The sequence below is a fragment of the Arcticibacter tournemirensis genome, from assembly GCF_006716645.1.
Classification (GTDB): Bacteria; Bacteroidota; Bacteroidia; order Sphingobacteriales; family Sphingobacteriaceae; genus Arcticibacter; species Arcticibacter tournemirensis.
Genome location: NZ_VFPL01000001.1, coordinates 5,133,051 through 5,154,458 on the forward strand (window position 1 = coordinate 5,133,051; position 21,408 = coordinate 5,154,458).

Genomic DNA, 21,408 nt, shown 5'->3' on the forward strand with positions numbered 1-21,408 from the left:
CCGGATTCGTTGGCTAAAGCCTGACGCTTTTGTAATCGTTCATAAACAGATCAAGATCTGACACTGTATAAGAAGGGCAGGCTCCATAATGAGACGTGACAAATCCGGCCAGCGCCGACGCATAATTAAGCGATTCGCTTATTGTATTTCCGCGGCACCTTTTAGCGAGAAATGCAGCAAGAAAAGAGTCTCCACTGCCTACTGTATCTTTTACAGCTACTTTGTGTGAAGGAACATCATATTGGCGATCCCCATTGTAATACGAAGCCCCTGCTATCCCTTTTGTTACCAGAACCTCACTGATTCTAAAGCGATCCTGAAGCTGCTTTACATTCTCCTGTTCTGTATCAAAAGATCCACCTGTTAGTTTGGCAATGATCTTCAGTTCATCACTATTCAGTTTAACGAGGTCCGCCCTTGTAAGTAGCTCCGTTAAGTTCTCAGGTGTATAATATGGCTCACGTAAATTAATATCCAGAACCTTGTATTGTGATGCCTCAAGCAAACCAAAAAGAGTTTTACGAGTTACGTTATTCCTGCTTGACAAGCTTCCAAAGACCAGCGCCCCGGCATTTGAAACAAGAGGAATCAGGTGATCGTCGGGTTGTATGAAATCCCAGGCAACCGGAAAGCGTATATCGTACCTTATATCGTGGTCCTCCATCACAATGGCTTCAACAGTTGAAGTTGGGTATGCCTGGTCCATCTGACAGAAATCTGATTGTACCCCAATATCATTCAGGAATCGTAAAAGCCCATTCCCATCGTCGTCATTTCCGACACGACTAATCAAGAGGCTTTCTATCCCCAGTTGCTTCAGGTGGTAGGCTACATTCATAGGGGCACCGCCCGGTTTTTTACCTGAAGGAAGGTTGTCCCAAAGAATCTCTCCAAAACAAACGACTTTAATATCTCTGTCATTCATATGAATATTTTTTAGGTTAATGCATGACTACGTTTTCCTGAATCTGCTCAAGCGATTTCCCCTTCGTCTCCGGCATTACACGCCATACAAATAATAATTGCAAGATCATCATGATGCTAAAAAACAGGAAGGTGTTGCCGCCACCCAGCTTTTCTGCGAAGTATGGAAAGCTGAATGCAATGGCTGCGGCCATTACCCAATGAGTAAAACTGCCGAGGGTCTGACCTTTTGCCCGGACTTCATTGGGGAAGATTTCAGAAATAAATACCCAGATGACAGCCCCTTGTGAAAAGGCAAAGAAGGCAACATAGATCATTAGATAAAATGTTATCAGAAACCCGTTAAAATGGCCCGAGTAGAACGTGAATGATACCATGGAAAGCGACGCTATCAGACCAAAAGAGCCTATAAGCATGAGTGTCCTCCGCCCTATCTTATCGATAAAACCTATGGCAATAAGCGTAAAGGTGAAATTCACTAATCCAATGCCAACCGTAGACAATAAAGAAGTATGTGCACCAAGACCAGCCATTTCAAATATCCGGGGAGCATAATAGATAATGGCGTTTATTCCTGAGACCTGATTGAAGATCGCAAAAAGTATAGCTAACATAACGGGGAACTTGTACTTTTTCGACAAAAGAGGTTCCTGGATACTCAGCTTTTGATGCTGGCCGGAAAGAGTGATAGCCTCCAGTTCTTTTTCATATGAGAGAGGACTAATTCGCTTCAGGACTTCACGGGCCTCATCAAAACGCTGCCTCTGTAAAGCGAGCCATCTGGGGCTCTCAGGGATAAAACGAATTAATACGAGATATATAAGAGAAGGGAAAGACTGAATACCCAGCATCCATCTCCATGAAGTCTCACCACTTTGCCCGATCAGATAGTTCGACAGATACGAAATCAGTATTCCAAGTACCACGTTAAACTGGAATAAGGCAACAAGGCGCCCTCTTGACCGTGCAGGAGATATTTCGGATATATATATAGGGGCAGTCACAGAAGAAACTCCTACCCCAATGCCACCGGCAAAACGAAAGAATAAAAACACATACCAATCCGATGCGAGTGCTGTGCCGAGAGATGAAAGCAGATATAATAAAGCAACCAGGTATAACGTATTCTTACGACCAATCCGGTCGGAGGGAATAGCACCTAATAAAGCTCCCAATACTGTTCCAATTAAAGCGATAGATACCGTTAATCCGTGTTCGATGACATTTAGGCTCCAATATTGCTGTATAGATTTTTCAGCGCCTGAGATTACAGCGGTGTCAAATCCAAATAAGAACCCTCCTAAGGCCACTACAAGCGACCACGCTATTACGTAATTTTTTTTCATGAATTATCCAGGTTTACCAATGCAAATAAGAAGGGAAATCGGCCGGCCGGCGTTAAATTGCATTCCAAAGTCTTTAAACTTTAAAAAAGGCCAAAAAAACATCTAAGTAACTGGATATCTGCCGAATAATTATCGATTACAGATTCAGACGCCCGGCTAAAGTTTAAACATGTTACACGTTTCTTTAAAATTGATTCATAAAGCGCCATTCAAACTTATTCAGAGCTAATGACTAAGAATCTGGAATTTTAAGTACTCAATATATTTTCTTAATTTTCTCAAACCGGTATCGCATTATCTCAACTCCTTATGATAAAGATTAGAAAGGGAAGCGCCTTTGAAATGCTTATGAATTTTCTGATGCTCCCGTTGGTCATCTGCCTGAGTACTGTTCTCATCCAGGGATGCACTACCTCTTCAAAAAATGATGAACCAGAGTACACCATCGGGTTTTCGCAATGTATAGGTTCTGATGAATGGAGAAGAACCATGCTGGATGAAATGAAAAGGGAGCTTTCATTTTATCCAGGTGTTAAGTTATTGTATGAAGATGCCGAAGGAAATAGCAAAAAGCAGATAGGACAGGTCAAAGAAATGCTCCGCAAAAAAATCGACTTGCTTATCATTTCGCCTAATGAAGCCCGGCCTTTAACGCCGGTGGTAGAAGAAGCCTTTAATAGAGGAATACCGGTAATTATAATCGACAGGAAAATATCCTCAAACTTATATACTTCCTATGTAGGCGGCAACAACTTTGAAATTGGAAGAATAGCGGCGGAATATATAGCCGGCAAACTGAACGGCAAAGGTAAGATACTGGAAGTAATGGGATTACCGGGATCCTCTCCGGCAATTGAGAGACAAAGGGGATTCAATGAAGGTATCAGTAAATACCCCGGCGTCCATATCGCAAAACAAGTGTATGGGAACTGGCTAAAACGCGAAGCTGAAAAAGAAGTTGCAAAAGTAATATCCGCTTATCAGGATATTGATGTGGTCTTCGCCCACAATGATCAAATGGCATTGGGTTCATATCAAGCTCTTAAGAGATCGTTGCCTGCAAGCAAGATTAAAATAGTGGGGGTTGATGCACTACCTGGCGCAAGCAACGGCTTGAGATACGTTTCAGACGGCATTCTCTATGCATCTATGCTCTACCCTACCGGAGGTAAAGAGGCTATCAGAACAGCATTGGCCATCTTAAATCACATGCCGTTTGATAAAGAGAATATCCTTAAAACGCTGGTTGTCGATTCAAGCAATGTTCAATTGATGAAGCTGCAATCAGACAAAATCAACAGTCAGCAAATAGACATCGAACGACAGCAGGAGATGCTGGAAGAACAAAGGAAGATCTACCACAACCAACAGATCTTTCTCAATATACTGGTGGTAAGCCTCGTTCTGGCGATTGTTTTTGGAGGCGTGGCTTTTTATGCGCTAAACGAAAACTGGAAAAACAATAAGGCACTTGAAATCAAGAATGAGGAAATAATAAAACAACAGCAGCAGCTCATCGAAATGTCTGCCAAGGCAAAAGCCGCTTCAGAAGCCAAATTTAATTTTTTCACTAATATTTCGCATGAGTTCAGAACACCCCTTACCTTGATTATGACATCGCTCGAAGATCTGTTTTCCGATTCCCGTATGACAGCCGGAACAAGAAAACATCTCTATATGATTAGTAAAAACGCAAGCAGGCTGCTGAAACTGATCAATCAACTCGTTGATTTCCGTAAAATTGAATATGACAAGATGAGCATTAGCGTATCGGAAAACAATATCATTTCGTTTATCAGCGAGATCATGAGTTCCTTTAAGGAGGTAGCCCATAAAAGGAATATTGATATACGGTTAGTAAGCAGAGATAAGGAATTAAATATATGGTTTGATGTCAATATGCTTGACAAAGTAATTTTCAACCTCTTATCCAATGCCTTTAAATTTACGAACGACAATGGCAGGGTTCTGATAACAATATCCTCAAAACCAGAGGAAGGCATTGCTGAAATAGTTATAGAAGATAACGGCATCGGCATGTCGGAAGAAGCGGTGTCTCATGCTTTTGATCTTTTTTACCAGGGAGATACCGATCGGTCTAAAGGATCGGGAATCGGGCTTTCTTTATCAAGAGAAATTGTTATTCTCCATAAAGGGACAGTAACTGTTAACAGCACAAAGGGAAAAGGCACCGCCTTTAAAATAACACTACCTCTTGGAGATAATCACATTGGGCAGAAGGAGAAAATTTACGGAGCAGGGCAGTACATGCCGGATGAGGATACCATCAGACTATATACCGCAGAACTTAAAGATTCGGGGCTTAGCGATCATCATGAAGAGACGGCGATAGTTACAAAGGAACATTCTGTATTAATTATTGAAGACAACGACGATATGCGGCAGTTCCTGCAGGAGAAATTGTCGGAACACTACGAAGTATATACCGCGGCAAATAGTACAGAAGGGCTACACGAAGCTTTTGAAAAGATACCCGATCTTATTATTTCAGATGTAGTAATGCCGGGTCAATCGGGCACTCAACTTACGCAGATATTAAAAAATGATATCCGGGCTTCTCACATCCCGATTATTCTTCTCAGCGCAAGAGCAAACCCCGAACAACAGCTCGAAGGAATCAAAGCTCTTGCCGACACCTATATTACCAAACCTTTTAAAATCCAGTTTCTACTGGAAGCCATCAGAAATCTCTTAAATAACCGCCAGTTACTTAGGTCGCGATATACAAGTGAACTTCCCGTTGATGCAAGAACCAGTACTTCAGGCAAACTCGATAAGAAGTTTCTGACAGTATTTTCAGGCATAGTAGAAAGCAATATCTCTAACGAAAACCTAAACGTGGAAGATATTTGCAAATCAATAGGTATCTCCCGCGTGCAGCTATATCGCAAGGTGAAAGCTCTTCTGGGCTGTAGTGTGTCAGAATACATTATTAACAAGCGGTTAAAAAAGGCTAAATACCTGTTATTAAATGAGGATCTTTCGATTGCAGAAATTACTTACAAGGTAGGGATCTCCTCTCCTACTTATTTTTCTACACTATTTAAAGCAAAGTACGGATGTACACCTTCGGAGTTCAAAAGGAAGAATGTTGCAGAAAAGCTTATTCATAGCTAATAAACCATCCATGAATGATCAGCAAAAAGGGTGCCTCTCAAAAGAAGCACCCTTTTCTATAAGCACACTTATATTACTTAAGAGCGTATTTATATACCACTGTTTTTCCTTCGCTGTTTTGCCCGGCGAGATAAGGTACTCCATCGGCAGATATCTGCATATCGAAATTATTAACAGTCCCGCTGATCACGAGCCTGGCTTTATTCCAACTATTCAAATCTTTATTGAAGGTCTTTACATATAATCCTGCCGCGGTGCTTTCAACCTGTGGCTGGACCCATGCAAAGAATAAGGTACCATCGGGATGTACAGAAAGAGCAAAGTTATCAGAAGTACCAAGAACAGGAACTCCCTGTCCGACTTCTTTCCAGACACCGCCCTCGAGCTTCATCACGTGGTCAACCCTTTTACCAGATACCGATTCCTGATAGGCAGCATACGTGGTGCCATCGGGCGCAACTGCAGGGCTAACCATCTGATATCCGGCAGTAGCATTAGCGCCGAATGAACTCGTGCCCACAATATTCCAGGCAGAACCATTTAAAACAAACACAGATGGCCTGTTGGTATTGGTCGAACGGTCCATTACTCCAAGATATAACTTACCGTTTGCCTTGATCAGCTGGGTATAAAAAGCCAGGATGCCAGGAGTGCTGTCGTATGACCATTGTCCATTTTTAAAGCTCATCACAACCACTGCCCGGTTAGCTATTCCCGGCTCGGGAGTAGCGCCGTCTTTAGTCATCGAAATGTAGGGTATGTTCGAGTCGTCAAGTGCTATTGAGAGGTAACTGGGCTTGAACAATGTAAACCGGCTGCTACCTACAACAGACCAGGTACCAGTATATTTAATTACAGTTACTTTCTGCTCACCACCCATGTAATCCTTATAGGCAACATAGGTATTTCCTGCTTTATCGTATGCGATGGCAATATTATCAGCTCTGAATTCCGACACGCCCTTTTGCTCTCCCAGGAATTGCCACCCGCTCGCGGTAAGAGCGGCAACAGCGCACTTCTTATCATTTGTGGCAATAGATGCCCCATTTTCATCGGTTCCTGTACGTTGATAGGCAATTGCAGGAAGGTTCGTTACTGGGTTGATAGCCATCTTTATCCCTGCAGCGCCTGATCCTGTAACGTTCGATCCTATTAGCTGCCATTCATATTCTTTAATATATGTGATGGTGACTGAATATCTCTGGGACTCAGTGGATCCTGGCTCTGACACTTCATATACCAGCTTATTTTCCGACGATTCAAGGGAGCTGGAAAAGTCGTTCTTACTTACTCTGCTTTGTTGCTCTACACCGGCCACCTTTACGACACACCCTTCCGAGACCTCAAAACGGGCAGCAAGCTGCGACAGATCTCCTGAAAGCAGCGGTAATATTCGATTGGCTTTATGTTGTGTTTTGACTGCCACTTTTTGCCAGGCTTGGTCGACATCTACAGAAGAAAAGAAGTCCAAATCCTTTTGGACCGATTCGCTATCTCTAAAAGATTCTAACAGCTTCCTGTTTTCTTTGTCCTCATTGAGCCATTTTTCGAGCGATTCACTCTCCGTTGGACTCAATTTACCCTTGAGGAAACGGGCAATTAAGCCGGCATATTCAAAAATACTCTTCTGCATTTTCATTAATTCCTAATAAAGAAACCTGAAAACAGAAACAGGGTGACAAACACTAAAAAAATATTAACAAGTGCGGGTTTATTTTACAAGAAAACAGAAAAAGAAATAAATAAAAGACTTATTTAAAAACAAATAAAGCGAAAACCAAAAACACCTCAGGATTCAACTTCAAACGAAGCAATTGAAGCCCTCTTTTCTTTTGGGTTTTAACAGTATTTATACTCACGCCTAGCTTCTCTGCTATTTTAGGATTTTTAAGTCCTTCCAGATAGCCTAACTTGAATACCTTTTGGCAGCCATCGGGCAGAGTATCTATAACACGGTAGATTTCATCCATTACCTCTGAACGGATAATGGCATGTAAAAAACGGGCGTCTTCACTCGGATCGGGATCCTGGGATAGGATATATTTTTCCTCAACTTTCTGTCTTCTAAGGTAGTTAAGACTTGCATTGCGAATACTCGAGTACAAAAAGTTTCTGATTGCTCCCGGATGAGATGATATTTCGGCACGCAAATGCCAATACCTGATAAAACACTCCTGAACTATATCTTCGGAGTGGCTTTTATCTCCTAATATTTGAAATGCGAAATGACAAAGCCTGGGATAATAGCATCTAAACAATTCCTCAAGCGATGGAACAATTACGTCTTCGTTAGGCCACTGGTCTTCCATATTCAATTCGCACCGATAATATCAATAAAATGGTTAACAGAACGCTCCAACACAGGCTCATACTATAACCACTTTTGCCACTTCCAAAGTCAATATGAATTTCAGGGAGAGGTAGTGATCTGCCGGTCCGGCAGAAATCTTTCTAAAATTAGAAAACATTGAATTAAAAAAGAAATATTTTGAAAGATTTTCAGCAAAAAGGCCAACCAAGTTAAAACTTCACAACGTTCCGTGCATTCTATTGTATTGATCATTATGCATTTTTTAATAAAAAAAGTATTGAAGGCTGTTACTCCAGAAAGCACGATATTAACATTCAATTCTTTTTTTAACATTCCTTTTTATTCAAATTTTTTAACTCACAAAAATTCTATCTTTGCAGCTTAAAAATCTCACTCAATGAACCATCCTGTTAAGATAAAAAATGCTTTAATTTCAGTGTATTATAAAGACGGACTGGAGCCGTTAATAAAAAAATTAAATGAATCGGGAGTAACGTTTTACTCTACAGGTGGTACGGAGAAGTTTATAAAAAGTATGGGATGCGAGGTTGTGCCCGTTGAGGACCTCACCGGTTATCCTTCTATTTTAGGAGGCCGGGTAAAAACATTACATCCTAAAGTTTTTGGAGGGATTCTTTCCAGAAGGGACCTGCTGGAAGATAAAGAGCAGAGTACGCAATATGAGATTCCTGAAATTGACCTGGTCATTGTAGACCTTTATCCATTTGAAGAAACTGTAAAAGCGGGGCTGCCTGAAGACGAAATTATAGAAAAGATCGACATTGGAGGCATCTCGCTTATCCGTGCTGCAGCTAAAAATTTCAACGACGTAGTGATTGTTGCCTCAAAGAATGACTACAGCACGCTTCTGGACATTTTACAGCAAAATGAAGGCAGCACGTTTCTGGAACAACGGCGCGAATTTGCAAAAAAGGCATTTAACATCTCTTCGCACTACGATACTGCGATATTCAACTATTTCAACCAGGAAGATCCGTTACAGGTTTTCAAACAGAGTATGCAGCAGGTAAAGACACTGCGTTATGGAGAGAACCCCCACCAGAAAGGTTATTTCTACGGTGATCTGGATGCCCTGTTCACTCAGCTTAACGGAAAAGAACTTTCGTACAATAATCTTGTAGACGTGGATGCTGCGGTAGCTCTAATCGACGAATTTACTGAACCTACATTTGCTATTCTTAAACACACCAATGCTTGTGGAGTTGCTACCAGATCAAATCTTCTGACCGCCTGGAAAGATGCGCTGGCATGCGATCCGGTTTCGGCCTTTGGTGGTGTGATTATCTGCAATGGTGAGGTTGACGAAGAAACTGCTATAAAGATCAACAAACTCTTTTTTGAAGTTCTTATTGCACCATCCTTCAGCGCGGATGCCCTAGAAGTTCTTACAGAAAAGAAAAACCGCATCCTGCTGCAACGTAAAGAGGTAAAACTCCCCGGAAAGCTGTTTAAGACGCTTTTAAATGGAGTGATTGAGCAGGATAAGGATTCTGTTATTGAAGGCCCGGGACAAATGACTCCGGTTACTGTAAATAAACCAACCGAAGCGGAGCTTCAGGATCTTTTCTTTGCAAACAAACTGGTAAAACATACTAAATCAAATACGATTATCCTCGCAAAAAACGGACAGCTTCTTGCCAGCGGAGTAGGTCAAACCTCACGAGTTGATGCACTGAAACAGGCCATTGAAAAAGCAAAATCCTTTAATTTCGCTTTGGATGGAGCAGTAATGGCATCCGATGCTTTTTTCCCTTTTCCAGATTGTGTAGAGATCGCAGCTGAGGCAGGTATTACAGCCGTTCTCCAGCCTGGAGGTTCTGTAAAAGATCAGCTTTCTATAGACATGGCAAACGAAAAAGGAATTTCCATGGTGATGACCGGAGTGCGACATTTTAAACATTAAATCGTATAAATAGGGATAAGACAGATAAGAGCCTTTAACAATCTCTTATTTAAAAAAAAGAATTTAACTTTGCATACTTTTTTAAATTTTAAACACTTCCCTGATGGGTTTATTTAATTGGTTTACACAAGAGATTGCTATTGACCTGGGTACAGCAAATACCCTCATCATACATAACGATAAAGTGGTGGTTGACGAACCGTCGATTGTTGCCTTCGACCGCACAACAAATAAAATCATCGCCATTGGCCGCCAGGCAATGCAGATGGAAGGTAAGACGCACGAAAATATCCGTACTGTCCGGCCTCTTAAAGATGGTGTTATTGCCGATTTTAACGCGGCAGAGCACATGATCAGGGGAATGATCAAAATGATCAACAACGGAAAAGGATGGTTTTTCCCTTCTTTAAGGATGGTAATTTGTATCCCCTCCGGCATTACAGAGGTTGAAAAGCGAGCGGTAAGAGATTCAGCCGAAATAGCGGGAGCAAAGGAAGTTTACCTGATCCATGAGCCAATGGCTGCTGCTGTCGGTATCGGAATAGATGTGGAAGAGCCGATGGGAAATATGATTATCGACATCGGTGGCGGAACTACCGAAATCGCGGTAATTGCACTTTCAGGTATTGTATGCGACCAGTCAATCCGCGTTGCGGGCGACAATTTCGACAGCGATATCGTGCAATATATTCGTCGCCAGCATAATATCATGATTGGAGAACGTACCGCCGAAAAAATAAAGATTGAAGTCGGCGCTGCACTTCCCGAATTAACCGATCCTCCTGCTGACTTTGCTGTACAGGGACGTGATCTGATGACCGGTGTGCCGAAACAAATTACCGTTTCTTATACCGAAATAGCCCATTGTCTTGATAAGTCTATATCCAAGATCGAAGAGGCTATTCTGAAAGCGCTTGAAATAACGCCTCCTGAGCTGTCAGCTGATATTTACCAGACAGGTATTTATCTTACCGGCGGTGGCGCCCTGTTACGCGGACTGGATAAAAGGGTAGCAGCGAAAACAAAATTACCAGTTCACGTGGCCGAAGATCCTTTGAGAGCAGTAGTTCGCGGAACAGGTATAGCCCTTAAGAATATCGGAGGCTTTAAATTTTTAATGCAATAAATGAGTTATAAGTTGTAAGTAGTACGTTATAAGTATTTAAACCTTGTAATTTTTCTACTTACAACTTATAACCTACAACTTACAACTCATATGCGTAATCTCTGGCTTCTTATCAGTAAGTATAACGCATTTTTCCTTTTCATTATTTTTTTCATTGTCTCGGTTGCCCTTATCATACGAAATAACTCTTTTCAGAGAGCCGGGGTACTCAATTCATCAAACCAAATCATAGGTCAGGCGTATGAACGCATGAACCAGTTCCAGGCTTACCTGAGGCTTGCCAAGGTAAACGACAGTCTTGCTGCAGAAAATGCACGACTCAGGGGCCTGTTAAAAAATGCTTTTTTTGATGATAGTGTTCAGCAAAAAACAGTTAAGGATACTGTGGCCAGACAACAATATACCTTTATTGTTGCGCGCGTAATTAATAACTCTGTTCATCAAAAAGACAATTACCTTACTATTAACAGGGGGATGCGTCATGGAATTAACAGAGGGATGGGTGTTATCAGTTCTTCGGGTATCGTCGGAATTGTGAAAGACGTTTCGAGCAACTTCGCAACAATCACATCGCTTTTAAACAGTGACACGAAGATCAGCGCAAGTATCGCAGAGAATCAGGCATTCGGATCGCTCGTTTGGGGCGAAGGGAACCACAATCCTCAAATAGCCCTTTTGCAGGACATTCCGAATCATATCATAGTAAAAAGAGGGCAGCATGTAGTGACATCGGGATACTCTACTTTATTCCCCGCCGGACTCCCTATCGGAAGAGTCATCGGTACAAAAGCAAAAGGAGGGGATAGTTTTCCCGAAATAGAGGTAATGCTTCATACTGATTTTTCAACGTTACAATACGTGTATGTAATCAGAAACGTATTTGCTGCAGAAAAAGAAAACTTAGAAACCGGGAGTAAACAGTAATGGGAAGGACTATTATTAAAAACATCGTCCGCTTCGCGGTACTAATATTTATCCAGGCATTCCTCCTGAAGAATATCGGTTTTTATAACCTGGCGACTCCATTTTTATATATCCTCTTTATTCTTCTGCTCCCTTTTGAAACACCTAACTGGCTTCTGTTTCCAATCGCGTTTCTTACAGGCTTAACCGTAGATGCGTTTTATGATACCGCCGGGATTAATGCAGCTGCTTGCACCGTACTGGCCCTCGTGCGCACTATTTTTATAAACATTACTGTTCAAAGACAGGGGTTTGAGAACGAACCTGAGCCAAAACTTGGGATCATGGGATTCCGCTGGTTCTTTTTCTATACGGTAGTTCTCACACTTTTCCATCATCTTACGCTGATCTTTCTGGAAGCATTTAGTTTTTCTGATTTGAAATACATACTAATTCGCTTCCTTTTATGTTCTCTTTTTACAGTATTTTTAATTTTAATATCAGAATTTATTTTCTTCCGTAAGAAAGAGCGCTAAATGAATAGTTTCTTCCCCCGCAGGTATGTTGTACAAGGGATATTTATAGTAATAACCGTTATTTTACTGGCTCGCCTGTTCTATATTCAGGTGATAGATAAAAGCTACTTCCTTTCTGCCAATAACAACGTGTTAAGGACGGTTACTATCTATCCGGCCCGGGGAGTAATATTGGACCGCAGGGGCAAAATACTTGTACAGAACGAACCGGTTTACGACCTTATGGTTGTTCCAAGAGAAGTAACACCCTTTGACACTCTTGAGTTCTGCAGGTTAATCGGAATTTCCAAGGCCAACTTTACAAAGAAATTCGAAAAGGCAAAAAGCTTCTCCCCTTACCGGGGCTCGGTTCTCGAAAAACAATTATCTGCAGTTACCTTCGCCAGGTTCCAGGAAAAGCTATTCGAGTTTAAGGGATTCTATATTCAGAAACGATCTGTGAGACGTTATCCTGACAGCATCGCAGCCCAGTTCCTTGGATATATTAATGAGGTGAATGAGAATGATATCAATAAATCAAACGGCTTTTATAATCCCGGTGACTACATCGGCCGAACAGGAGTTGAAAAATCATATGAAGAGGTTTTAAGGGGGCAGCGAGGAGTACAAAAGCTAATGGTCGACGCCTTCAATCGCCCAAAAGGCCACTATGCTGAGGGGAAATATGACACCCTTGCGTCAACCGGAGATAATCTTATTTCATCACTTGATAAAGACTTGCAGAAATTCGGCGAGCAGCTGATGAACAACAAAATTGGCAGCATTGTAGCAATTGAACCGTCGACAGGAGAAATCCTTGCATTTGTCAGCAGTCCATCGTATGACCCTAACCTAATGGTGGGAAGATATAAGGGAAACAACTACATGCGGCTATTAAACAGCCCGAATAAACCATTGTTTATTCGCCCGATACAGGCCGAGTATCCGCCGGGTTCGATATTTAAGGTTATTAACGCACTGATCGGTCAGCAGTCGGGAGCTATCAACGCGGGAAGCCAGTTCTTTTGCGGTGGAGGATATCGTTATGGACGCAGGGGACTGATGCGCTGTACGCACGTTCATGGCTCTCTTGACCTGGCACAATCTATCCAGTATTCCTGCAATACATATTATGGCTTCGTCTACAACAGGATGATTGATCACTCGGGTATGCGTTCGGCAAAGGCCTATCAGAAGTGGTTCGACGCTGTTGCCCGCTTCGGCGTGGGAAGCAAACTAGGAATCGACCTTCCTAACGAACGAAAAGGCAACCTACCGTCTGTTTCCTTCTATACGCGCCATTTCAGAAGCGACAAATGGACCTCCAGTTACAATATCTCGCTCTCGATCGGGCAGGGAGAATTGGGCATTACTCCCTTACAGATGGCAAACGTAGTGGCAGCGGTTGCCAACAGAGGTTTCTTTTACACACCTCATCTTATAAAAGCGTTCGGTGAGAAAAAAGTGATTAAGGAAGAGTACACCCGCAAGAATAGTGTCGGGGTTGATGCCAGGTACTTTGCTCCGGTTATCGAAGGAATGAGTCGGGTTGTAAATCAACCCGGCGGTACAGCTTCTTATTCAAGAATTTATGACATTGAAATGTGCGGTAAAACAGGGACAGTACAGAACCCCCACGGCGAGGATCACTCTGTATTTTTCGCGTTTGCCCCCAGGAATAATCCCAAAATAGCCATTGCAGTGGTTGTAGAGAATGCAGGGTTTGGCGCTACCTGGTCGGCTCCTATTGCAAGCTTAATGGTCGAAAAATATCTGCGTGACTCTATATCCAGACCGAAAGCCTACGTTGAGCGCCTGCTTAAAGCAAATCTGCTGCCGGGCGCCAAGCCGAAGCCGCGGGCAATACAACGCAACACAGGAGATTCCACCGTGCAGAAACTGGAGTTGCAACCCGTTGAAACAATCACACCTAAAGCTGTTTTGAAAGATGAATAACCAAAGAAGCTTCTTTTTCAATATTGATTGGCTCACCATCCTGATTTACCTGGCTCTTTGTGTTATAGGGTGGTTTAATATCCATGCAGCAGTATACGATCCGCTGCATCCAAGTATTGTGGATATGAGCACCAATTATGGTAAGCAATTCGTCTTTATCATTACTGCTTTAATACTGGGCCTGGTCATCATCTTACTCGACAGCAAGTTTTTTAGCACATTTTCTCCTGTCTTTTACGGTATAACTCTTTTGCTGCTGATCACGGTCCTGATCGTAGGGCGCAACGTAGGAGGAAATCAGGCATGGATACCTTTGGGTAGCTTCAGATTACAACCATCCGAATTTGCTAAGTTTTCAACCTGCCTCCTTTTAGCACACTATATAAGTTCGACCAACTTAAAGATGGGCGATCTGAAAATGATCGGAGTGTGTATCATTATCCTATTTATTCCTACCGCTCTAATTATGCTGCAGCCGGATACAGGATCGGCTCTTACATTTACTTCGCTGGTTTTTGCTTTATACCGGGAGGGGCTTTCAGGTTATATACTGATTATTGGGGCCATACTAATCGTGCTGTTTATTTTGTCGCTGCTTATCAACAAATTTATTTTAGTCACCATACTTGTTGCCATTGCAGTAATGGCACTGGCTCTATTCAGGCAGAGCCGAAAATTTGTTGTTCCTATTACGGTCACCACCGTCGCATGTATTGCTTTTATCTTCAGTGTAAATTTTGCGTACCAGAATATCTTGCAATCACATCAGCGAAATAGGATTGATGTAATTCTGGGAAAGGTTAACGACCCGAGAGGCCAGGGATATAACCTCAACCAGTCAAAGATTGCGATCGGCTCAGGCGGTCTGTGGGGCAAGGGCTACCTTCAGGGAACACAAACTAAATACGATTTTGTGCCAGAGCAAAGTACCGATTTTATTTTTTGCACAGTTGGAGAAGAATGGGGTTTTGCAGGAAGTTTCGTGGTTATCGGTTTATATCTGATCCTCTTGCTTCGAATCATAAACATTGCGGAACGTCAACGCTCATCCTTTTCAAGAATCTATGCATACGGAGTTGCTTCCATTATCTTCTTCCACTTCTTTATCAATATAGGAATGACAATAGGGCTTGTACCCGTTATTGGTATTCCACTACCCTTCTTAAGTTACGGAGGCTCTTCGTTATGGAGCTTTACTATTCTTCTGTTCATCCTGTTAAAATTAGATTCTAACAGGATGGGTATTATATAGCAGAGGTAGGTCTAAGAGAAACGTCTGTGCAATAGTTCGTAAAACTTGTCGACCGTTGTTTGTTTAGAAGCCCAGTTATTCTTTGTTGCATAATTAGCCTGCAGAAAATGGTCGGCTGCTTCAAAAGAATCAAAACGATTCAGGATCTCAATAGCTTCGCTATATGCAAGACTATATCCATTGAAAAGCTCTTTTATAAACAAAAGCTTGTCGTTGAGGTTAATGATCGATTTGAGGTCATTTACCGCCTGACTGCTAAAACGTGGTGTTGAGGGACTTTGCGCTGCCTTCTGCTCAGACATTAAATCATTTAATGTAAGAACAGGACGCTGTACCGGCGTTGGTTCAGGCTCTTCCTTCCTTTCAGGTACTACCTTTACCGGAATAGCCGTTTCCTTAATCTCGGCTTCCTTTTCAGCGATTCTGATTTCCGGTTGCTTTACCTCGGGAACATGCACAATTTCCGGTTGCCTAACCTCGGGTACCGGATCAACCTCAGGCACTTTAACTTCAAGTTGGTTATTCTCCGTCCGAAGATCAAATTCCTCCGGCAGAATGTTGTTTGCCAACGGCGTTGAAATATTTTCAGTCTTAGGATATATACTACTGTCACCAGTTTTCGGCGTTTCAATCTCGTTCCTGATGTCGGAGGGCACAGTTCCTATTGCAGGTTTATCTTCCGGGAATACGCTCTTACTTTCTTCGTGACTGTGACTCACAACTTTCTCAACAGCGGGCTGTGTAGTCTGATTCTTAACAGCCGGAACAGGTTGAGCCGGCTTAACGGCAGTAAGCTTCATTAATATTTTGGTGTGCTCTGCAAGAAAGTCTGCATTCGCTGAAAACAGCTCCAGCTCCAGCTCATTAAAGCTGTCGGGATTTTCTGCAATGAACTGGTACTGATCATTTAACTCTGCTAAAATCCCTCCTACCTTCCTGAATAAGTCTGCTTTATTGATCATGATTGAAAATAGAATAAATATGTGTTGGTAATTCGGTTCCCAAAAGTAGTATTAAATTCTGATATTAGTCCCCCACAAAAGCTGCGTATGCTGTTTAGCGAGTTACATTTCAGATCAAAAAGTGGTCCAAGAGGAAGTATCGAGGTCATTTGCGGCTCTATGTTTTCCGGAAAGACAGAAGAGCTGATACGCCGATTAAGAAGAGCACAGATTGCTAAACTGAACGTCGAAATATTTAAGCCTAAGACAGACACACGATATGACGAATATGCGGTCGTTTCGCACGACTCGAATTCTATTCAATCTACTCCCGTAGACAACTCAGTATCCATATTGCTTCTTGGGGCAAACACACAAGTAGTGGGAATAGACGAAGCACAGTTCTTTGACGACGGGCTTCCTGAAATATGTGTTAAGCTAGCCAACAGAGGCATACGAGTGATTGTAGCGGGCCTCGACATGGACTTCCAGGGGAGGCCATTTGGCCCTATGCCGGCTTTGATGTCGATAGCTGAAGACGTTACGAAGGTTCATGCCATATGCGTCCAATGCGGCGCCCCCGCCAGTTTTTCGTATCGCACTGCCGATACCAATACAAGGGTCCTGCTTGGAGAAAAAGAAAGTTATGAGCCACGCTGCCGCCAGTGCTTCTGTGATAACGCCGAATAGCAATGGTATTCCTTATTTAACCACACTGATTTTATGCGTTTTTACCGAGTTATTATAACGCATCCGGAGAAGATAGATCCCACTGCTTAAGTCCGAAAAGTTATAATACATCCTGTGTATGCCTTTATCCAAAGAGGTATTACTGAGCAGTGACTTAACTCTCTGTCCTGTCAGATTGAAAAGATCAAGCGAAACAACAGCATTATCCGGCAAGTTTACAACCGTTGTTATATTATTGTTGTAATATGGCGTTACAGGGTTAGGATAAGTATACAGGACAGCCGACGATCCTGCGGGAACGCTCTGATTATCATAATGAATTTGCGCTGCCATCAAGTTCTGCTGAAGGTCGCCTAAATCTGTTCCGCCCCCTAATGCAAAAGCCACTTTAACCGAGCCATTTGCAGCGATAGTAAAAGGGCCATAGCCCGAAACAAAAGAAATATCCGTACCCGAAGAGCCTGCCCCGGGCTGCCTGATCCCTGAAGACAAGGTAGTATACTTTTCGGCTGTCGTAAAATTACCATCCCCCAGCGGACTTGTGCTGAGCGAAAGAGGATAATACGCTGGCTGCGCGGAAGTACTTAACAATTTAACTCCTGCGTATGCGGAAGTACTATTTGCGCTATAGGCATAAGCAAGTCTATCGATGGCGTTATACCTGGTGGCATTAAACTCCGGGTCATCAATATCCCAGTCGGTGAACAGCCCTATGTATATCCCATCGAGGTTACTTGTACTCCTGTTCACTACTTCATATTCAGCAATAATGTACTTATTGGCCGGCGACTTACTATTCACCGTAACTTTATGCCTTACATCAATTTTCAATCGCGAGGGATTACCGCTATCATCAAACTCAGAACTGCCGCTAATGGTACTGTCGGTTATGGCCTCCTTAACGGATACCCGTTTAATAAAGTGTTCATCAGCGTCACCGTTGCTGCTTCTAGCATTGTTGGAGACAGACGAAGCTGAATTACCAATCATTAATGAAGCCTCATACAATAGCTGGCTGCCTTTATATCTGAATCCGAGCCCTCCCTGCTGCCCCTGTGAACTGAAGCCTATTCTGCCATTGCTGGTTACGGTAGTCTCAAGGTTATCTGTTACGATATTCAGGTAGTCGAGGGCTACGGTCTGAGTAAACATTTCAAAGTCCTGATAAGTATCATTATTGCCCGTATACTCTATTCTAAACTCAACACGAGCGTTGTCCGGCATGTCGGGACTTATATAGACGCGGAATGGGCCAACCCTGGTTTTACTTTCTAAGGTAGCAATAGACCCAACGTTTTGAATAGCGTCTGTAATTGTAACCCGGGAGTCAGAGCTTTTCAAAGTGACCTTAAGGCCTTCAACAGGCATCAGGAAATTTTTTAGATCGAGATAAATCTCAGCAATGCTTCCTGCAGTTAACCGACCATTATTATCGTCCTCAAAAGTAATGTTCTGTTGTCTCACAGAGGGAGAGCTTTCGGTAAGGGCACGATACACATTGAGTCTTCCCTTGCCCAGCTTACCGTCATATTCAGGATTTATGCTGTATATATTATCAGCGGTAACACGCAGAAGCTCGCCCACCTGCTGCATAGACAACTGCGGATAATACGACTTTACAAGGGCTGCCGCACTTGATACGATGGGCGATGCCATTGAAGTACCCGACTTATATCCATAACTATTGCGGAATGTAGTATTATAAATATTATTACCAGGAGCCGCAATCGAAACGTACCCGCCATAATTTGAGGAAGACGACTTCCGGTCATTGCCAAGTACGTTGGCCACCGCAATAACGCCTTTATATCCCGCCGGATAATCGGGTACGCTACTTCCGTTGTTTCCCGCCGCAGCGACAATAAGACACCCACGGGCTATAGCGTAATTAACGATATCCTCTCCGTAGAAACTTCTGTCCTGACTACCCCAGGAGCAGTTGATTACGCTGGCACCATGGTCCGCAGCATATTTAATCCCATCATATCCCCGGTAAATATCTTCCGGCTGGTTATCCGCGGCCACCTTTACAATGAACAACCTGGCATTAGAAGCAATGCTGGCAACTCCCTTCATATTGTTGCTAACAGCAGACGCTAATCCACTGACATGAACACCGTGGTCATTTTCAGCCCTCGCTACGTTGGGATCGTTATCTTCCATGAAATTCCCTGCATCGGCACCAACAAGGTCCCATCCTCCGGCAATATTAGCCGACAGATCTTCATGCGTTAGCTCCGATCCTGAATCTACGATCCCAATGATTATTCCGTCGGCATTACGATAAACATCCCATGCCTCCGGTGCTTTTACCTGCATCAGATAACTTTGCGCACCTGCATATAAGGGGTCATTTGGCGTATAATTCAGATGGTGGATGTAACTTGGCTCTGCATATTCAATACTCTTGTCTGATAGCAATTCATTAATCACCGTTTCGATGCCGGCGTTTCCGGAATATTTTAATTCATATATCCGGTTAAGGCCAATGCGCACTGACTCACGTAATACAGAGCTTCGGTCTTTACTATTTATCGTGCTGCCTGAAGGAAACTTCTGTGTAAGACTTACTACGGAAACTTTGTTGAGCAGAACCGTGGGTTTGTCTGAAAGGGTTTTGGCCCCCGCAGAAGAACTTTCTTTAAATTTGACTATAACAACATTGGGAAGATAATCGCCTGGCTTGGTATTAACCGATAACCTGAAAGTACGGCTTTTACCATAGTTACTTTGCGCCAGGGATGAAACGGCCAGGCCTAAAAGCAACATAGAAAGTAAAAGTTTATTCATCCCTTTCGTTTTACCAAACATAAAAAAAAGAGTTGAAAGTTGAGAGTTGAAAGGAGAAAGTCTGAAGGCGAAGGATAAGGGTAAGGTGAAAGGTTAAAGCTGAAAGCTCAAAGTTGAAAACCGCTGAAGCTATTTGAGAACATCCAGTACATTAAACATTTTCTGACGAATAGTCGATGTACGACCGTTATAGTGATCAGTGATAAAAGAGAAAACGAGGGGAGTGCCATCTCCGCTTTTTTCGTAGCCGGTATAGGCAAGGACGTTGCGGATACTGCCGCTCTTCATTTTCATATTATTATAGAGAGGAAGGCTTTCATAGAAACTGTTATACCAGGGTTCTTTAATGGCCGACTGAAGAATTCTGGCCATTGTCAGGGTAGTAATGCGGTTTTCGGGCGACAGGCCGCTGCCATCCAGTATATCTAAAGCATCTGTATCTAGCCCGAGCCTCTTATTCCAGTAATCTTTAATAACCTCTACTCCATCGGCAAAACTCCCCTTCTTTCCCTGCTTTATTGCAATGGTTTTCAGGATGTTCTCGGCATACAAGTTCAGGCTCTTTTGATTCAGCCAGTATACCACCTTAGAAAGTTCAGGCGATTGATACCTGTCGAGGATGACAGAAGCTGGCAGAAAACCTGTCTTCTCAATGCTGATCTTTCTCGCCGTTGTTGCCTCCCCGGAAACAAGAACTCCATTCTGAGTGAGTTTTACTCTCAGGTCGGCCGAAAGCTGCGAAGCCGGATCAGGAACTGAAAGCATGATTGTTTTTCTAAGATCAGATGCATAGGTACCGCGTACATAAACTATATCAGAATATGGCGCAGAATAGGCATAAACATTATCTCCGCTGCCTGCAGCTCCTGTGGTCACCTCATTTACTATTTTCAGGCCAGCCATGAGAGGATCTGTACCCTGAAAAACAACCGGATCACCCATCCTTGCGCCGGGCTTAATAAGTAATCCAAATTGATTTTCCTCCCATGTAGCTGATGTGGCTCCTGCGCCGTAATAGTTGCCAATATCCTGCCAGATCCAGCCTTGAGGAAGACTTTGTGTTCCAAACAAGCGATCGTCTGCTATCACTCTCCCTTGAATCTTCTGAATCCCGCTTTTCTTAACGACAGCAAGCCAACGGTTTAACAGGACAGCCGATTTAGATTGTTCGTAACGATTGCTTCCCAAAGTAGCGTCGCCGCTCCCGGTAATGATAAGATCGCCGGAAAGGACTCCATTGCTTATCGTTCCGGTATAGCCCAAGGTCGTTTCCCAGCGAAAATCTTCAGCCAATAGATTAAAAGCAGTAATAGAAGTTACAGTTTTTAAGGTCGATGCCGGAGCAAGACCAGTATTCCCGTTTTTAGAAAAAACTATTTCCCCTGTTTGAGCATTTAACACAGTCAACGAACTATTCCCGTATTTCAACTGCGGATCCGCCTCAAACCGGGCGTATGCTGCCGCGATCTTTTTCTCAAGCGTTTGGGCATTGTTAATGAGATGGCAAAAAAGCAGACAAAAACTAAAAAAGATCCTTTTCATAAATTACCAGCTGTTAGCTATGCCGGTTGGGCTCTAGCTTTTAAACAAAA

The 21,408-nt window shown here is 42.9% G+C and carries 15 protein-coding genes; 8 read left to right on the forward strand and 7 right to left on the reverse strand.

Features of this window, described 5'->3' with window-relative positions; translation table 11 throughout:
* Positions 1–13: 13 nt before the first annotated feature.
* Both BDE36_RS21495 and BDE36_RS21500 read right to left on the reverse strand, forming a co-directional pair.
* A complete protein-coding gene (locus BDE36_RS21495; protein WP_141816424.1) occupies positions 14–925 on the reverse strand; it encodes a carbohydrate kinase family protein in 912 nt (303 codons plus the stop codon).
* A gap of 16 nt (positions 926–941) precedes the next feature.
* Entirely contained in the window at positions 942–2,270 is a 1,329-nt protein-coding gene (locus BDE36_RS21500) for a sugar porter family MFS transporter (RefSeq protein WP_141816425.1), read from the reverse strand.
* Between the two features lie 309 nt (positions 2,271–2,579).
* Between BDE36_RS21500 and BDE36_RS21505 the strand changes: the two genes are divergently transcribed.
* A complete protein-coding gene (locus BDE36_RS21505) occupies positions 2,580–5,408 on the forward strand; it encodes a substrate-binding domain-containing protein (protein WP_235904404.1) in 2,829 nt (942 codons plus the stop codon).
* Positions 5,409–5,481: 73 nt separating this feature from the next.
* On the opposite strand, the gene BDE36_RS21510 is transcribed toward BDE36_RS21505, so the two are convergent.
* Together BDE36_RS21510 and BDE36_RS21515 are read right to left on the reverse strand one after the other, a co-directional pair.
* Positions 5,482–7,041: an NHL repeat-containing protein gene (locus tag BDE36_RS21510; protein ID WP_141816426.1), complete on the reverse strand. Its 1,560-nt coding sequence runs from the start codon at positions 7,039–7,041 to the stop codon at positions 5,482–5,484.
* A gap of 118 nt (positions 7,042–7,159) precedes the next feature.
* Positions 7,160–7,717, reverse strand: a complete 558-nt coding sequence (locus BDE36_RS21515) for an RNA polymerase sigma-70 factor (RefSeq protein WP_128770406.1) — start codon at positions 7,715–7,717, stop codon at positions 7,160–7,162.
* Between the two features lie 399 nt (positions 7,718–8,116).
* Between BDE36_RS21515 and purH the strand changes: the two genes are divergently transcribed.
* From purH to rodA, 6 genes are all read left to right on the forward strand, one after another.
* On the forward strand, positions 8,117–9,643 hold the full coding sequence (gene purH / locus BDE36_RS21520) for a bifunctional phosphoribosylaminoimidazolecarboxamide formyltransferase/IMP cyclohydrolase (protein WP_128770405.1): 1,527 nt from the start codon (positions 8,117–8,119) through the stop codon (positions 9,641–9,643).
* Positions 9,644–9,746: 103 nt separating this feature from the next.
* Positions 9,747–10,769, forward strand: coding sequence for a rod shape-determining protein (locus tag BDE36_RS21525; RefSeq protein WP_128770404.1), 1,023 nt, complete (start codon positions 9,747–9,749; stop codon positions 10,767–10,769).
* 90 nt (positions 10,770–10,859) lie between these two features.
* On the forward strand, positions 10,860–11,693 hold the full coding sequence (mreC, locus tag BDE36_RS21530) for a rod shape-determining protein MreC (RefSeq protein WP_128770403.1): 834 nt from the start codon (positions 10,860–10,862) through the stop codon (positions 11,691–11,693).
* A complete protein-coding gene (locus BDE36_RS21535) occupies positions 11,693–12,208 on the forward strand; it encodes a rod shape-determining protein MreD (RefSeq protein WP_141816427.1) in 516 nt (171 codons plus the stop codon). Before mreC ends, BDE36_RS21535 begins: the two co-directional genes overlap by 1 nt.
* Positions 12,209–14,143 (forward strand): penicillin-binding protein 2, encoded by a 1,935-nt coding sequence (mrdA, locus tag BDE36_RS21540; protein WP_141816428.1) that lies wholly within the window; start codon positions 12,209–12,211, stop codon positions 14,141–14,143. It begins immediately after the preceding gene.
* The gene (rodA, locus tag BDE36_RS21545) at positions 14,136–15,395 is read left to right on the forward strand and encodes a rod shape-determining protein RodA (RefSeq protein ID WP_141816429.1); all 1,260 of its coding nucleotides are present in this window, start codon (positions 14,136–14,138) and stop codon (positions 15,393–15,395) included. The genes mrdA and rodA overlap by 8 nt, the downstream gene beginning before the upstream one ends.
* 11 nt (positions 15,396–15,406) lie before the next feature.
* Here the strand turns inward: rodA and BDE36_RS21550 are convergent, their stop codons facing one another.
* Positions 15,407–16,357: a hypothetical protein gene (locus BDE36_RS21550; protein WP_141816430.1), complete on the reverse strand. Its 951-nt coding sequence runs from the start codon at positions 16,355–16,357 to the stop codon at positions 15,407–15,409.
* An 87-nt stretch (positions 16,358–16,444) separates the two neighbouring features.
* Here BDE36_RS21550 and BDE36_RS21555 point away from each other — a divergent pair, with 87 nt between their 5' ends.
* Positions 16,445–17,026, forward strand: a complete 582-nt coding sequence (locus tag BDE36_RS21555) for a thymidine kinase (RefSeq protein ID WP_128770398.1) — start codon at positions 16,445–16,447, stop codon at positions 17,024–17,026.
* A 12-nt stretch (positions 17,027–17,038) separates the two neighbouring features.
* On the opposite strand, the gene BDE36_RS21560 is transcribed toward BDE36_RS21555, so the two are convergent.
* Entirely contained in the window at positions 17,039–19,816 is a 2,778-nt protein-coding gene (locus BDE36_RS21560; RefSeq protein WP_161987751.1) for a S8 family peptidase, read from the reverse strand.
* A 129-nt stretch (positions 19,817–19,945) separates the two neighbouring features.
* Positions 19,946–21,358, reverse strand: a complete 1,413-nt coding sequence (gene dacB, locus BDE36_RS21565; protein WP_141816432.1) for a D-alanyl-D-alanine carboxypeptidase/D-alanyl-D-alanine endopeptidase — start codon at positions 21,356–21,358, stop codon at positions 19,946–19,948.
* Positions 21,359–21,408 lie beyond the last annotated feature (50 nt).

Coding starts and splice junctions, on each gene's coding strand:
- dacB (WP_141816432.1), bottom strand. CDS start 21,358: ATGAAAAGGATCTTTTTTAGTTTTTGTCTGCTTTTTTGCCATCTCATT.
- BDE36_RS21510 (WP_141816426.1), bottom strand. CDS start 7,041: ATGCAGAAGAGTATTTTTGAATATGCCGGCTTAATTGCCCGTTTCCTC.
- BDE36_RS21525 (WP_128770404.1), top strand. CDS start 9,747: ATGGGTTTATTTAATTGGTTTACACAAGAGATTGCTATTGACCTGGGT.
- purH (WP_128770405.1), top strand. CDS start 8,117: ATGAACCATCCTGTTAAGATAAAAAATGCTTTAATTTCAGTGTATTAT.
- BDE36_RS21500 (WP_141816425.1), bottom strand. CDS start 2,270: ATGAAAAAAAATTACGTAATAGCGTGGTCGCTTGTAGTGGCCTTAGGA.
- mreC (WP_128770403.1), top strand. CDS start 10,860: ATGCGTAATCTCTGGCTTCTTATCAGTAAGTATAACGCATTTTTCCTT.
- BDE36_RS21535 (WP_141816427.1), top strand. CDS start 11,693: ATGGGAAGGACTATTATTAAAAACATCGTCCGCTTCGCGGTACTAATA.
- mrdA (WP_141816428.1), top strand. CDS start 12,209: ATGAATAGTTTCTTCCCCCGCAGGTATGTTGTACAAGGGATATTTATA.
- BDE36_RS21550 (WP_141816430.1), bottom strand. CDS start 16,357: ATGATCAATAAAGCAGACTTATTCAGGAAGGTAGGAGGGATTTTAGCA.
- BDE36_RS21560 (WP_161987751.1), bottom strand. CDS start 19,816: ATGAATAAACTTTTACTTTCTATGTTGCTTTTAGGCCTGGCCGTTTCA.
- BDE36_RS21555 (WP_128770398.1), top strand. CDS start 16,445: ATGCTGTTTAGCGAGTTACATTTCAGATCAAAAAGTGGTCCAAGAGGA.
- rodA (WP_141816429.1), top strand. CDS start 14,136: ATGAATAACCAAAGAAGCTTCTTTTTCAATATTGATTGGCTCACCATC.
- BDE36_RS21515 (WP_128770406.1), bottom strand. CDS start 7,717: ATGGAAGACCAGTGGCCTAACGAAGACGTAATTGTTCCATCGCTTGAG.
- BDE36_RS21495 (WP_141816424.1), bottom strand. CDS start 925: ATGAATGACAGAGATATTAAAGTCGTTTGTTTTGGAGAGATTCTTTGG.
- BDE36_RS21505 (WP_235904404.1), top strand. CDS start 2,580: ATGATAAAGATTAGAAAGGGAAGCGCCTTTGAAATGCTTATGAATTTT.